This window comes from Vibrio tritonius (assembly GCF_001547935.1).
GTDB classification, from domain to species: domain Bacteria; phylum Pseudomonadota; class Gammaproteobacteria; order Enterobacterales; family Vibrionaceae; genus Vibrio; species Vibrio tritonius.
The window spans coordinates 976923-991185 of sequence record NZ_AP014636.1; the positions used below are offsets into that span (position 1 = coordinate 976923).

Sequence of the window (14263 nt, forward strand, 5' to 3'; positions counted from 1 at the left end):
ACGAGGCATATTCTCAGAGTTGGAATTGCCTGAAAGTGAATCAACAAATACTTGGGTTATACATACTCTTATTCGGGGATCTTTAGCCCCAACATGGTTTTCGTAATGAGCTTGCCTCTTTCTGGCTGCTAGTATCTAACCTAATGGTCGACTTAAATTCTTGACGAGGATTACTCACCTTGAGCTTCTTCACTTCCAAGCAAATTTTAAACTCTCTGATTTTGAGTAGTTACCGCGATATCCCACATGAATCCAAGTAACTCTCTAGCAACAGCCGTAATAGCCACCTGCGATTTTTTGCCTTTTGCTACCAAGCTTCTATAACGGAAACATAAACGTTGTTGTGCTTTCCAAGAAATATCCTTAGCTTCTTGGCAGACGCTATCTGGGCGGTAGGTGACTAACCAGTTACCTACTTTTGCATTGGTTCTATAGCTCCATGCTGCTTCATATAACAAGCGCCTAAGTTCTACGTTGCCAGCCTTAGTTATTCCGGCTTTTCTGACGGTAGCTCCACTTGAATACTCACCAGGAATCAACCCCAGAAACGCCATGATTTGCTTGGGATTACTAAATCGAGAGAAATCTCCCAGTTCAGCAACAACTGAAATTGCAATAGTCCGACCGACGCCTTTCAAAGCTTGTAATTGGTTAACAAGATTATTAAGCGACCAATCTGGAAGTAATCGATCAATCTCTTGGTCAAGCTGTGTGATTCTATTTTCTATTTGTTCAAGGCTTTGTCGATAGTGCTCGTACGCAATTTGTTGGGATGGAAGCGGGAATGACTGATTTGCCAGCCATACTCGGTGGCGAACAGTCCACATCTTTTTCTCGTATATTTTTCCTGCTCTCAGAAGAATACTCTGAATTCGTTGCTTGGCTACTTTGGTATCCTTTTTTGCACAACTTCTCGCCCTAACAAGATCGCGCATTGCTTCATGCGTAATATCGGGAACCCAAATATCCACCAACTCTCCTGCTCTCAACAGCCTTGCTAATGCAACCGCATCTCGGTGATCATTTTTTATCTTGTTGGTTGATAGCTTGGGAATTCTAGAAGGAGCGACAACGATGCAATCGATATTCATACTTAACAATAATCGATATAGACCGTAGCCAGTTGGCCCTGCTTCATAGCAAACAAGAATCGGTTCGTGGAGTTTTATGAGCTTCTTCATCAAACGAATGACAGAATCTTTAGCTGACGATATATTGCCATAAAAACGTACTTCACCCTGTCTCTCGGGGCTTGCTATTGCAACAGCAATTGTATCTTTGTGAACATCCAGCCCAATATAAGCAGAATAGTTAACTGGTTTCATATTGACGACCTCCAAAAACGCACCATAGGTGAGTCTTAGTATATAAGGTCATACCATCTGGCTCTTCGCCAACACATCAAAAGGTGCTGATGCTAGCGCATTACTCTATAGCATCATCGAGACGGCTAAAGCCAATGGGCTCATTCTCTACGATTACATGGTCAAGTGCATGAAAGAGCTGGCGAAAGCAGAGCCCGACATTGACTCACTTCTTCCGTGGAACTTCTCACATTAAAACGCCCCGTGTGTTCATGGGGCGCTTACACATGAAAGCCTTCATACACAAGGAGTGATGTCGGCTTCGGCAATTGTAATAAACGAAAGGCTCATGGATTCAGGCAGCACTCCGCAAGTTGCCATGATGGAGTCTTGGTTGAGCGGATAGCAAATTGCCAAAATAAGAAAAATAACGTGGCAGTCACTGGGGAATTTACTGTTCAAGTTTCGGGGAGGCACTTGAACAGCTTTTTATACTTAGAGGATAGCTTATACCCAAATGACCTCAAGATGCAGACATCAGAGCTTATCTTTGAGTTTTACGTCAACGACAATTCAATCTCTTTTACCCCGATGAGCTTGGCAAAGCCCCCCACCCACACTTGAGTAATTGAATGGTCTTGTGACTCTACCATCGCGGCAATATGAGATGCACAATTCATCGCTCGACCTTGCTCAAAAAGAAAGCGGTTATGGGTAGAACGGTCGATATGTTTTGTTAAGTAACACGCTAAAGCACCGCTGGCGCTTCCCGTCGCCGATTCTTCAGCAATACCAAATAAAGGCGCAAAGTTTCGGCAACTTGCATTAAAATCATCACGCTCACTATCAAGCTCGAAAGCATGAATCCCTACAAGATCATGCTTTTTACAGAAATCTATCAACTCTGCCTCATCAATTTGGATTCGTTCCAGCGCGCCATGTGGCACAGGAACGATCACATCAGTCAAACCAGTAGAAACGATCTCTATCGGTAATTGAGTGGTAGCAAGTTGAACTTCCTCTATACCAATTAAGGGCGCTATCGTTGCATAATCGAAAGTCCCTAAATACTTTGGCAATGTTTGCTGCATAACTATTCGTCCATTTTGCTCGACAACAACCGTTAGCAAACCCGCTTTGGTTTTTTGTTTGTAACTTCCGTGGGTAATCAGGCCGTTATGATAGAGCGTTGCAAAAGTAGCCAGTGTAGCGTGACCACAAAAATCCACTTCTGCTGTCGTGGTAAAGAACGACACATGAAAATCCGCATCTTTATCTTGAATTACAAATGCAGTTTCTGAGTATCCAACTTTCTGCGCGATAGCTAATTTTTGCTGATCAGATAATGGGTCAGCATTTAGCACCACTCCTGCAGGATTACCGCCTTTACCCTCAGCGGTAAAAGCGTTAACTAAAACAACATCTATCTTCATTTATATGACTTAGTCCTTTAAATTCAATGCTTATAGTGACATTACAGAAATTTTTCGATCAAGATTTCATCAACGTACTTATCGCCTATCTTCGCGTGTTTTTTCGCCGTACCGATCACTTCAAATCCTTGTTTAAGATACACAGCCAACGCTCGCTCGTTGTCGGCACGAACATAAGCAAACAACTTTTTGTATCCTTTTTGCTTCGCCACATCAAACGTAGATTGGAAAAGTTGTGTCGAGATACCTTGACCACGAGAACTCTCATCAACAAAGGTGCCAATGATACCGACATGACTAAACGCCTTTGTGTATGATGCGAACGGTTCAACATTCTGAAAGCCCAGCACTTTTGTTTGCTCTTCATTCAGCGCAACGGTAAAAACACCTTGCTTAGGAAAATGAGCGATAAACTCTTTTTCTTGTTTGGCAGAAAATGGAGTATCCAACACTGTGTATAATCCCTCGTCAATGATGGGATTTAAAACATCGACAATACCTTGCGCATCATCGATATTAACTTGTCTTACGATCAACACCATACAACTGCGCTCCTAGATAATCTTTGCAACTTATTAAAAATACAGATGATTGATATCGTAAACAATGGCTTGCGCACAAGCATAAGGAAAACAGGCTCGTTGGTTAGGCTTTAGCCACAGCAGACAATACGAACGATATGAGATGGTTATGGTGTGTCTGGGTTGGCTCATATAATGCCCAACAAACATTGGGCGCTCATAACGACAAACCGATTACCAACCCAGATTTAGATGGTTTAAGTGATTTAATACTTAAGATTTTTGCTTTTTCTTTTTGCCATATTTAGCGTTGTACGCTTTTTTACTTAGCTTCTTATCTTGCTCTTCTTGATCGTCTTTGGCTGCACGTTTTTTCAAACGTGACCACACGAACAGACCGTATAGCACACCACACAACGTCCAAATGATGGAGCCTTTGAGTAAGTAGCTACCGGTGAAAATATTTTCCACGCCCATGTTGTAAGTCAAAACAGCTTCCATGATAAAAACTGGTACGGTAAACAACAAAATACCGCGAATACCAATGAATTTATAAATACCTTGCTGCTTTGCTTTTGCCCAGCGTATTTGATTAGGCGTTTTCATCTTATCTATGTTCCTAACATCATAATTTATCGATAATTTACCTCATCACCATGCCAATTTTAAGAGATAAAATCAAACATCTGCACATTGTTGAGCGTTTAGGTACGATTTTGGTTTAGATAAGAATCAACTGTGTTATGGACTTGTGTCGGCTTCGCGACACAAGTCCTTGTTTGTTATGTTCGAAGTTTAACAGCCGTACCAAACACAAGTATTTCTGATGCCCCATCAATAACAGAGCAAGTTGTAAATCGTACCCCTACTATCGCATCGGCATTTAACTTTTCAGCATCTTCAATTAATCGCTCTACTGCAATATTTCGAGCCTCAGTTAACATCTCGGTGTAGCCTTTAAGCTCACCACCGACTAAACCTTTCAAACCCGCCATGATGTCTCGCCCAAGATGTTTAGACTGCACTACATTGCCATTTACTATGCCCAAAATGGCTTCAATTTCCTTTCCAGGAACCGTTTCTGTTGTTGTATAGATCATAATTTCTTCTTGTCCTTGTTTGGCATAGTGCTTTGCCGTGCACCAATCACCAATAATGGGGTATTAATTGAGATATAATTTCGAAACACAATGCATTATCTGGAGTGCAATGACAGAAGGTAAAGCGTTCCACAACTGAAACTCAAAACATTCTGTTATTGACCTAATTCGACCATTTTAATAATTTTAGTGGCTTTCTCAAAATGATTTAGCTTGTGTGTTTGAATCCACCAAGTAGCCGCTTCCATTAGCAACTCAGGGTCATCGTTTTTATTAGAAAAGAAAGCATAAAATGAAACACCTACATTTTCTCCTTTCTGCTTAATCTTTTTCGTACAAACTTCTATTACTTTAGATTTTAAAGAATCACGCATTAAACATATCCGACGTATTTAAGATGCATTCCACCATACAGGTTGCGAATAGATAGAGCAAAACAGCTCGCCAATCCTATCCCGACGAGTTCAGCATGTATGAGCAAATCAAGTACCGACTGGTAAACGTTTACGTTAGTGATGTGATTAAAACATCGTCACGCCGTGGCTTTTCTCGCCTTGAAAATACGGTCTACTCCGTACCTACCATAAACATCGAACCTGTAATTTGCTATATAAGTGGCTCGGGCTTGTTCAACACCCAGATAAAGTGTCGGCTGCGCGACACTTATCCTTGTTTGTTATACGCGTTCTAGCGGTTGTACTTAACCTTGTTCAAAACTTCTTTTAGTTCATGCGTTTTCTCAAGGTTTACACCGTGAATATTGGCTAAAGCACAAACATAATACAAAACGTCATATAACTCTTCTGCGATTGAACCTTTTAGTTCTTCTAGCGTTGGTTGCCCACTTTTACCTTTGCGAATAGATTCTGATAATTCGCCAACTTCTTCGATTAGTTTTAAAAAATAGTGTTCAGATTGCTCTGGCGCATAATCGAATTCTTTTATATGACTTTGTAACTCAGATAACTTCATAACTTCCTTTTTATATCATTTCTTATAAAGCGTATAACGCCGCAAACAGTGGTGCTTTCACCAATGTTACTGCTCATTTAAAACCCAAAACAACAAGCACCCAAGCGTTAAGCATCCATTGTTTTGCTTTGTTAGGTTTGTTTAAACCGAACTCGCTATGACTGCGGCTAACTCTTTCGGATTTTCCCATGCCATCGAATGTCCGGCGTTTGATACCACAACTACATTAATATTATTTTTATTCAATTCATCATAGTCTGAATCCGGCAGACTATGACTTCCAAAGATATATGTTTTAGCTGTACCAAGCGAATAATATAATTGTCTCCAGCTCGGCACTTGACCTTTTATCAAAGATATTGCATTTCTGTGAATCGCAATTGGTGAACTATTTGATAATCCAGCAGCCCATTCAGTATTACCACTTGTTACGCTCTCTTTAATAAGATTCGCATATCCGAAATTTATAAAATCATTTTCAGTAAAACTTGCAATTTTTTTACTAAAAAAACCGCCACCGGAATCAAGATTAGCTTCACTTAAAATAAGTGCATTCACTCTATTTTTTATAAGATTAGCTAACACGACAGATATCGCTCCTCCCATGCTGTGACCATAAATTACAACGTTGTCGATATGTAAATGATTTAGTAATTTTTCTATATAATTAGCATGATTAGCTATCGTGTAATCAAATGCCTCTGGTTTATCACTGTAACCAGACCCTATCAAGTCAACGAGAATACGTCGATGATCAGATAAGCTTCTCATTGATGCTACTTGTGGATAGTCAAATGATGAGGCGCAACCTAGCCCGTGAATAAATACAATTGGGACATCCTCTCCAGGAAGGTCCTGATACCTAAGAATCACATTATTATCAAGTTTAAACTCTTTCATTTTACTACCCAGTCATTAATTTTTAGCCATTGATAATATCATGGGGACACTGTGTTTATATACAGTTTTGAATTAGTCTTAGTGGGCAGGAGAACCTAACGCCTAATTCAATGGTACATAAGCACCGCTACTGCAAAGACCAAGTAACTTCAAAACAAGAATGCCAGACGTTATATGCATCCATTGCAATTTTTTGTTGAACGAAGCCGCTGCGCGGCAGAGTCAATAGCCTCTTGTCCATACTCTTCAGTAACACTGTCATTCCGACTGTGCCCACTGGAGAAATGATGATGACCCCTCATGAACAAGAACACTTCAATTTTCTTTACCAACAACATCTTACCAATCTAAAGTTGCAAGGCAAAAGACCAGCCACTATTGATGCCTACTCTCGTGCTGTTCGTCGTATTAGTGAATTCTTTAATTGCTCGCCTGATACCGAGGTCACCTTCCGCTATCTAGACAGCCAAACCAACCCCGGACTCTGCCCGTACTGAGTTCTTATGGCTTATCCTGCAGCATGTACTGTCCAAAGGAATGTAACGTGTCAGAGACTACGGCTTCTTACGAGGAAATGCCAAACAGACACGCGTTAGGAGCCAGTTGCTGCTAATTGCTTTGTTTTACTGTACTCCGCACAAAGAGCAACCGGTTAGAAGCAAAGCAGTGCGAGCTTGCCCCTGTTGTGACCACGAGATGGCTTGTGTCGGGGGAAGCCGACCGAGCTAGCCGAAAGGTAACCCGAATAAGGATAATGGCCGCAACTTTATTAATAGGAGATACACTGAAATGTTAGAGGGTTATCGACGTGATGAATTAACATCGTCACGCCGTGGCTTTGCTCGCCTTGAAAATACGGTCTACTCCGTATCTACAATAAACATCGAATCTGCAATTTACTATATAAGTGGCTCGGGCTTGTTCAACACCCAGATAAAGTGTCGGCTGCGCGACACTTATCCTTGTTTGTTAGGTGTGTTTTATATATACACAAACAATCTTCTAATTCATTTGGTTTCAATACTTGAAAATCTTCCGGAAATTCAGAAATGTGGACTTTATCTCTCGAAGTATTGAAGCCTAAATTTTTAGCTCCTTCTTTTGTACCAGCATGCAAATAGACATACTCAGGTTCAAATCCAAAATAAAATCCGATTCTTACCGCAGTATCATAAACCATTAAAGGTCCAATACCACAGATAGGAAGAAGCTCATCGCAAAGTAATTGGTGCAGTTCTTGGAAGTCCTTGCAATCACAAATTGGTAGAGTATTCAGTTTTAATGTGGCCGAATTTAATGCAACTTGTTTTAATCGATATTGATGTGAATGTCGTTTGTTTTTATATGTTTTAGCCGAACCAGCATATCTTATAAGGCTAATAACATCTGGAAGAGAACTATAAAACTCGCGTTCGTCGTCAGTATTTTTTTTATGATATTGTAAATAATTTTGAACAATATCTTCATATGTGTTTAATTTTAAGTTCTTACCTACCGAACAACCTTTACGTTTTTTAATATCTATATTGCATCCCATATAAACTCCGCGGTCACTCAGCTAAGGCGTGAGCAACGCAATACAAAAGCTGCTGCATACCACCTTAAATACCAAACGCAACGCATAGTAAAAACGCCACGCGTTGCGAATCCCTTTTAAACATTTTGTCAATTGATTCGACATGTTAGGCGTTTTACCAGAACCTATTTTGGAGCGAAGGTATTTCTAATTGCAAATCATCTGAATATTCAAAACTTTCTTCATCGTCATCAGATATATGTAACTCCGTAGCGTATGAACGTAACCAGAGCTTCCTGTCTTCGGCCGAAAGCACATATCCTTTAAGCTCTTCTTTTCCTTTAAGGCGATCCGGATAAGCCCAACCTTTTTTTTCAAGTTTAGTAATCGTAACTGTCAAGTGTGCCAACAAAGGTTGTTCAGGCGACACCAATTCATGGAACCGGTGTTTTTCAAGATAGTTGTCATCATTTGCTTATTTATTAAGCTGCTTCTTTTTCTGGATTTAAGTAAACCTCTCCAACGGGTTTACAGTTCCTAATATCTCGCGACCAACGCTCTGGATGCCGCTGTTTTGCAGCAAGTAACACTTCAGCCCTGTGCGCTAAGATAGCTTTATCCTTCCCATTGTGTCGCTGCGAAGGTGTCACGTAATTTAATTGACTGTGTTTGTGCTCGGTGTTGTACCAACTCACGAACGTTTCAACCCAACTACGGCTCGACTTCAGATGCTCAAAGCCCTTTGTTGGCCATGTCGGTACGTATTTCACCGTTCTAAACAGGGACTCAATGTAGGGATTATCGTCACTGACCTTTGGGCGACTATACGATGATATAATCCCTAGCTCCTCCATTTTGGCTTTGAAGGTCAGTGACTTCATCGGTGCCCCATTGTCTGAGTGAAGAACGATAGGCTGATTAAAGCACTGCTCTCGTATCAGAGTTCTTTGTAATAGCTGTGACGCTAATTCACCACACTCTCGCTCGTACACGTCGTAACCAACGATTTTTCGACTGTAGATGTCTTCGATAACATACAAGTAATAATGCTGCCCTTTTACCTTTGACGGTAAATAGGTAATGTCCCATGTATACACTTGATTTGGACCTGTTGCTTTATAGCTTCTAGGCTTAGCATGAGGCTGTCTTCTTCGCTGACGGCCTCGGTGATGCAGTTGGTCATGGGCGTTGAGAACTCGATAAAAACTCGACTCTGAAGCAATATATTCGCCCTTATCCAGCAAGCTCGGAACAATTTGAGTCGGCGGTAAGCTCGCATACTCAGGGCGATTACAAACATCAATAATCGCTTCATGTTCTTGCTGCGATAATTGATTAGCGGGCCGTGGTCGAGCGCAGGTTTTCCTTTTGTCGGATTGAACCTCGCCTTGTTGATACCAACGACGATACGTCCGTAAATCAATAAGAGCTTCATGGCAGGCCGGGACTAAACGACTACCATTTTGCTGCGCTTCATGAATGAGCTCGATTAAGCATTGCCTTTCTTCGGTCGAGGTCAATCGTCCTCTGGCTCTTCCCCGTAAAAGGCTCTCAGCTTTTTTCGAAGAACCAACAAGGCAGCGGTTTCGGCTAAGGCTTTCTCTTTGATTCGTAGTTCTTTCTTTAGTGCTTTGATTTCATTTTTGTCGGCTTTAGCTTGTTTTTTAATGTCCGCTTCACGCTCTTTATTCGACATAAAACCGTGCATGCACTCGCAGCGCCAAGCTTCGACTTGTTCGGGGTAAAGCCCTTTTTCTCGACAATAGTTGCTAAGTTCATTTTCTGTCATCGAGTACGTTTCAGCAACGATAGCAAGCTTGGTTTGAGCAGACCACTGCTCTGATGATGTATGGCTATTAGGCACGGCGGCTCCTGATTCTCTGAGTTGTTGACGCCAATAATACAGGGTTGCCGTGCTAATGCCTTCCTCTTTTGCCAATTGGCTGACAGACATGGAATAAGGTGGCAGTAACTTTTTTAATATGGCTTCTTTTCTTTCAACAGAAATACGAGACAAAATACACTCTTTAACGCCCAAACTGGTTAAATTTTAACAGTGACAACTATCCTGCCAGAGGGGGGAACCAAGGCCAAAACTCTTCATCTTCTTGAGATGCTCGCCAGCCTTTCACTTTGTTTATCTCAGTCAAGTTAGCGTATGGGTGAGAGTGGAAAGTCCCAACTAACTCGATATTTGGCCAATACTTTTCGAAAAAGCTTTTTTTCGCGATTATCGAATTCAAATCAGGCTGAACCCAATCCTGATGTCTTAAAGCAGATGTCTCCACTGTAGCCATTGTAGCGACTACCCGAGCGGGTAGATTTCCTTTTTGAGGAATTGAATAACCCCATAACAACCCAAAGGTCTCCAAGTTTTTATACGATTTACCATTTTTATGCGCTTTATGTTCAAACTCATAAGCTTCTATGGCTGTAGTGAATAGTTGAGGTACAACATGATCTTCAATCACTATATTTTTATCCATTCGGGGATCCTTAAAATAATTTAAAACTCTTTTTCAGCGCCTAACGATTAGCACAGCAGAACTACGATGCTGTACCAACAATCTGATTACTTCAAGCCGCAAACGCCAAGATAAAATGTGTCTGCTGCTGCTCTTTGTATGGATAATAAATATTCAAATTAGGGTAAAGTGAGACCGGCTTTAGCTGCAACTAAAGCTTTCTATGTAGTAGTTCGATGCTGCGTTGGATCCTCAATTGAGAGACCGATAACAAGAAAGAACGCTACATAGCTCTCCAAGCACCACACTCGAATTGTCTTCTGGGTCTCGAACCCGTATTATGCAAGCAAGAGTTAGCTTATTATGAACACTTACGCACATCAAAGTATTAATGTCGGTGTTGATACCGGCAAAGCAAATTTAGATATTTATATCCGTCCTCTCGACATCTTCTTCATCGTTTCGAATGATCACACAGGCACTCAAGAAGCAGTCAACACCATTAAAAAATACCATCCAGAACGCATCGTTGTTGAAGCGACTGGCCGTCTCGAAATGCCGTTCATTTTAGCCTGCTCTAAAGCTAATTTGTCTTTCGTTATCGCCAATCCTATCCACATAAAAAGGTTCGCTGGTGCGATTGGAAGACGAGCTAAAACAAATAAACTCGATGCCAATTTAATCGCTCATTTCAGTGAAGCTGTCAAACCAAAGCTAACTAAGCTAAAACCTGAAATTATGCGATTTATTAGTGACTTAGTATCCCTGTTTTTGAAGCTACTTATCAACGGTTACTTGAGGCAGGGAAACCAAAGAAAGTGGCGATAATTGCCTGTGTCAGAAAGATGGTAGTGATACTTAATTCAATGCTCAGAGATGGTGCTATGTGGAACGAAAATATGGCGAAAAACTAGCTATTGACGCCATACTCGTTTGTTATACGATTTATTCTACGATGTAACGACTTAGAAAATTAGAGGCTGTTACTTTCGAGTCAAAAGCATCTTGAAGTATCTTCGTTGCCTCGGTTGGCGACTGTTCTAGATATTGCTTGACTCTAGTTTGCAATACAGGAAGTGCATCAAACTTATTTGAGATAATAGATTCAGCCGCCCATGCCCCCCAATCAGCCGCCTGTTTTATGGCGATTGATAATTTTAATGCGTATACATCTGTCGAGTTTTTAATAACTTGCTCTTCGACAACGTTAAAGCTACGAGAAAAAGTGTTAGCTGTATCAAAAGTAGAAGAACCTGCTCTTTGCAACAACAGCTCTTGATATTTTTCCCAAAGGTCACCTGATTCATGGGCGAGTTTGGGAGTAAACTCTAAATACGAATGCTTGCTAACAAAAACAAAGCATTCGTCATGCAGATTTTCAACCAACTCAGGAGCTTTTCGTAAGATATTTTCAAATAGTTGGGCGGGACTGTTCACTGAAGAACTATTCGGAGTTTCTCGGGTATTCTTGTTGATACATTTTACCAAACGTTCTTTAGCTGTTGCAGACAGTCTCGATATCAGTTTTGGAGAAATTGATACAGTTGCTAAACATTGAGAGCTATAGTCAGTGTCATCCAATTTTTTCTCAAGCAGCTGACTTACAAGCAATTTGTTCCACTGTTCATTGTTTATACAAGAAATGCCGTCTATGAAATATCGAGAGTTTTGAGACAGCTGCTTATCTGCACCACTAATGTTATCTATCAGCTTAGCTAAAAGGTATGGAAAACCATCGTTATGCAATAAACTCGTTTCGTGCTCTACTGTGACTTTCACATCACGGATATCGCTAGAATAAAAGAAATTTCTATTTTCCAACCGCACTAGTATTTCATCTGCAAGGACTTTAGAGCTAAAAGCCTTTTTACTTAAAAATTTATCAATAACTTCGAAATAGATAAATCTAGCCTCCTCTGCGGAAGGGGCATGTCCAGAGGCATGAGCTGACTTATTACGCCTATTTTTTATTACCTCTGCTGTAGAGGAGTCTAACTCAGAGATCAATTTATTTGCAGCAAGTTGCTCCAATAAGTAATTTTCATAAACATCTTGGTTGTTTTGGCGTTTAGTTACCTCATCATGAATCCGTCTTGCAACTTTGTTCAAATGCCGAATTTCAGCCAATTTGCGCACACAATCATCAAATAATGCGATCGATGAAAGTACGATACAGCCACGGTAAGCACCCGCGCTATAGCACTGCAATGCCTCTTTCATGTAGACTGACATGGAGTTATCAGAGATCTTTTGCAACAACTCTTCCATGTCTGATAAATGTGACATTTCTCAATATTCCCCCCAAATCGTATAACGCCTAAATAAGCGGCGTAGAAAGGTTGGCTAACATTAGCGAAGAATGAGCGCAAGCCAACCTTTATGCGTCCGTTCTTAATTTACTTGTTAGATTTCAGTTCTCTCGATACTACTTCTATAATTGCATGCGCTAATTGAGTACCTTTTTTCGTTATCCTTATACTAGCCGTAATTGTGTTATAGTCACTTTTAGGAATAACTTGCTGGGTTTGATATTTCCATTGAGTGTCATTCTCGCTAACTTTCACAAATCCTTTTGATTCTATAGTCTTAAAATATGAATCAATGTTTTTCGAAAAAGACAAGAAACCTTTTTTCTCGAGAGACTTAAATTCTTTAATTTGATGTGCATTATGAATATAAAGAAACTTTCCATCATAGCTACCAAAAGACCAGTTTCTAGGTCCGAAATAAAGTAGAGTCTCAATCTCCTTTTCTGTCAGTTTTGATAGTTCTTCAGGGATGCCTTTTAGCCCTTTTTGTTTTGCTGCATCTTTTACTTTTAGCTCAAGGTAATTGCCGAATTTCACAGATTGTAGATTATCGACAAACATGGGTAATTTACTCTCAAACGCAGTTAGTACAGGTTTGACTGTACAAAGCGAAATAATAAAAACAATTAACCATGCGATATACTTAATGTATGCAATATGAAGATCGTACCCATTCGTTTTCTGGACTTCTGACTCAGACATTTTCCACCTTACTTTCAATGAAATCTAACGCATAGAACAGTTGCAAAATATATGGCGCTACATTTTGCGAAGCAAAATTCGTGACATATATTTTGTCAATTGATTCGTTTTGTTAGGAACTACCTTACGACGTTGTCTGATATATACTCTACAGGATCAAATTCTACTAACGTTGCCATTTTACAATGATTATATAAGGCACTTACAAGTAAACCTATTGCCAAAGGAACTTCATCATCTATAGGAGCCTTAAATTCTTGATTATGTAGCTCTCTTCTTGTTTGAGGATAATGATAGTTATGAGTAACTCTAAACATTTCCCAAGAGGGATTACAACAATATGCACAATGACCAACATCTAAACTGGCTATAAAATTATGGTAATCAGCTATGTCAACATCAGCACAATAATTAAAGCCTGATTCAGGCATTTCAGTAAAAGATTTACAGATTACAAACGAAAAGATAGCATCAAATCTAAAATATTGAGAATCAAAAGGTAAACCATTATCCTCATCTGGAGCATAAATTTTTCTTGTGGTTCTTGTGCTATTCCGCAAATGTTTTAATGCTTTATTTCTAGCCATCTTATCTAAAATTGTTTCCATTTCAGATCTAGATCTGATTTGAGACTTTACTTCGCCAATAGCTATAACTGCTTCAACAGGAATAAAATGTGTGTGCGATGAATCGACTAACTTAGGACAAGATTGTTTATCATATATGATTAAATCACATTGAGTACTTTTCCTATTATCTTGAGTAATTATGAAACCATTTGTAATACCAAAATTTTGTGGTATGCATAGTTTTAAAAGCTCTTCTACTGCGCGTTCTCGATATTGACCAAATTCACCAGGGTGAAATATCTTGTCCTCTTGATCTCTAAAAATTGTTTCGGATCTATTAAAGTCATCACTTAGCTTTCCAATTTTTTCAATTAATAAATTTCTATAAATATTACTCGACATATTCATATTCCTAACGCCTAGCACAGCAGCACCTAGCCATTGTGCCAGCAAATATTTGACTCTAAACAGC

General features: G+C 39.9%; 15 protein-coding genes and 4 pseudogenes. 4 read left to right on the forward strand and 15 right to left on the reverse strand.

Annotation, left to right across the window (positions count from 1 at the left end):
• Nucleotides 1-206 precede the first annotated feature (206 nt).
• Nucleotides 207-1325 carry an IS110 family RNA-guided transposase gene (locus JCM16456_RS19630; RefSeq protein WP_068712904.1) on the reverse strand — a complete coding sequence of 373 codons (1119 nt, stop codon included), beginning with the start codon at nucleotides 1323-1325 and terminating at the stop codon, nucleotides 207-209.
• 46 nt (nucleotides 1326-1371) lie between these two features.
• Here JCM16456_RS19630 and JCM16456_RS23430 point away from each other — a divergent pair.
• Nucleotides 1372-1560 (forward strand): annotated as a pseudogene (locus tag JCM16456_RS23430) (transposase domain-containing protein); the annotation flags it as partial.
• 301 nt (nucleotides 1561-1861) lie between these two features.
• Here JCM16456_RS23430 and JCM16456_RS19635 read toward each other — a convergent pair.
• The 7 genes from JCM16456_RS19635 to JCM16456_RS19665 form a co-directional block, all read right to left on the reverse strand.
• Entirely contained in the window at nucleotides 1862-2737 is an 876-nt protein-coding gene (locus tag JCM16456_RS19635; protein WP_068717686.1) for a PhzF family phenazine biosynthesis protein, read from the reverse strand.
• 41 nt (nucleotides 2738-2778) lie between these two features.
• Entirely contained in the window at nucleotides 2779-3279 is a 501-nt protein-coding gene (locus JCM16456_RS19640) for a GNAT family N-acetyltransferase (RefSeq protein ID WP_068717688.1), read from the reverse strand.
• 252 nt (nucleotides 3280-3531) lie between these two features.
• A complete protein-coding gene (locus JCM16456_RS19645) occupies nucleotides 3532-3864 on the reverse strand; it encodes a hypothetical protein (protein ID WP_068717690.1) in 333 nt (110 codons plus the stop codon).
• Nucleotides 3865-4040: 176 nt separating this feature from the next.
• Complete coding sequence (locus tag JCM16456_RS19650; protein WP_068717692.1) at nucleotides 4041-4358, reverse strand: heavy metal-binding domain-containing protein; 318 nt, start codon at nucleotides 4356-4358, stop codon at nucleotides 4041-4043.
• A 155-nt stretch (nucleotides 4359-4513) separates the two neighbouring features.
• On the reverse strand, nucleotides 4514-4732 hold the full coding sequence (locus JCM16456_RS19655) for a DUF6500 family protein (RefSeq protein ID WP_068717694.1): 219 nt from the start codon (nucleotides 4730-4732) through the stop codon (nucleotides 4514-4516).
• 313 nt (nucleotides 4733-5045) lie between these two features.
• Nucleotides 5046-5330: a MazG nucleotide pyrophosphohydrolase domain-containing protein gene (locus tag JCM16456_RS19660; RefSeq protein ID WP_068717696.1), complete on the reverse strand. Its 285-nt coding sequence runs from the start codon at nucleotides 5328-5330 to the stop codon at nucleotides 5046-5048.
• A gap of 141 nt (nucleotides 5331-5471) precedes the next feature.
• Entirely contained in the window at nucleotides 5472-6230 is a 759-nt protein-coding gene (locus JCM16456_RS19665; protein WP_068717698.1) for an alpha/beta fold hydrolase, read from the reverse strand.
• 290 nt (nucleotides 6231-6520) lie between these two features.
• Between JCM16456_RS19665 and JCM16456_RS19670 the strand changes: the two are divergent.
• Nucleotides 6521-6679 (forward strand): annotated as a pseudogene (locus JCM16456_RS19670) (phage integrase N-terminal SAM-like domain-containing protein); the annotation flags it as partial.
• Nucleotides 6665-6959 (forward strand): annotated as a pseudogene (locus JCM16456_RS24560) (transposase); the annotation flags it as partial. The pseudogenes JCM16456_RS19670 and JCM16456_RS24560, both read left to right, overlap by 15 nt.
• Before the next feature lie 193 nt (nucleotides 6960-7152).
• On the opposite strand, the gene JCM16456_RS19675 reads toward JCM16456_RS24560, so the two are convergent.
• The 4 genes from JCM16456_RS19675 to JCM16456_RS19695 form a co-directional block, all read right to left on the reverse strand.
• A complete protein-coding gene (locus JCM16456_RS19675) occupies nucleotides 7153-7767 on the reverse strand; it encodes a hypothetical protein (RefSeq protein WP_068717702.1) in 615 nt (204 codons plus the stop codon).
• A 154-nt stretch (nucleotides 7768-7921) separates the two neighbouring features.
• Complete coding sequence (locus JCM16456_RS19680) at nucleotides 7922-8176, reverse strand: hypothetical protein (protein ID WP_068717704.1); 255 nt, start codon at nucleotides 8174-8176, stop codon at nucleotides 7922-7924.
• Nucleotides 8177-8228: 52 nt separating this feature from the next.
• Nucleotides 8229-9763, reverse strand: a protein-coding gene (locus JCM16456_RS19685) for an IS3 family transposase (protein WP_456243176.1) whose coding sequence is annotated in 2 segments (ribosomal slippage) — nucleotides 8229-9295 and nucleotides 9295-9763 — 1536 coding nt in all. Because the reading frame shifts where the segments join, the coding sequence is not laid out codon by codon here.
• A gap of 46 nt (nucleotides 9764-9809) precedes the next feature.
• Nucleotides 9810-10232, reverse strand: coding sequence for a hypothetical protein (locus JCM16456_RS19695; RefSeq protein ID WP_179946807.1), 423 nt, complete (start codon nucleotides 10230-10232; stop codon nucleotides 9810-9812).
• 342 nt (nucleotides 10233-10574) lie between these two features.
• Between JCM16456_RS19695 and JCM16456_RS19700 the strand changes: the two are divergent.
• Nucleotides 10575-11125, forward strand: a pseudogene (locus JCM16456_RS19700) (IS110 family transposase).
• A gap of 31 nt (nucleotides 11126-11156) precedes the next feature.
• On the opposite strand, the gene JCM16456_RS19705 reads toward JCM16456_RS19700, so the two are convergent.
• The 3 genes from JCM16456_RS19705 to JCM16456_RS19715 all read right to left on the reverse strand — a co-directional run bounded on the left by JCM16456_RS19705 (nucleotide 11157) and on the right by JCM16456_RS19715 (nucleotide 14193).
• On the reverse strand, nucleotides 11157-12497 hold the full coding sequence (locus tag JCM16456_RS19705; RefSeq protein ID WP_068717708.1) for a hypothetical protein: 1341 nt from the start codon (nucleotides 12495-12497) through the stop codon (nucleotides 11157-11159).
• A gap of 110 nt (nucleotides 12498-12607) precedes the next feature.
• Nucleotides 12608-13222, reverse strand: a complete 615-nt coding sequence (locus JCM16456_RS19710; protein ID WP_068717710.1) for a hypothetical protein — start codon at nucleotides 13220-13222, stop codon at nucleotides 12608-12610.
• Between the two features lie 119 nt (nucleotides 13223-13341).
• Entirely contained in the window at nucleotides 13342-14193 is an 852-nt protein-coding gene (locus tag JCM16456_RS19715; RefSeq protein ID WP_068717712.1) for a DUF6602 domain-containing protein, read from the reverse strand.
• Nucleotides 14194-14263 lie beyond the last annotated feature (70 nt).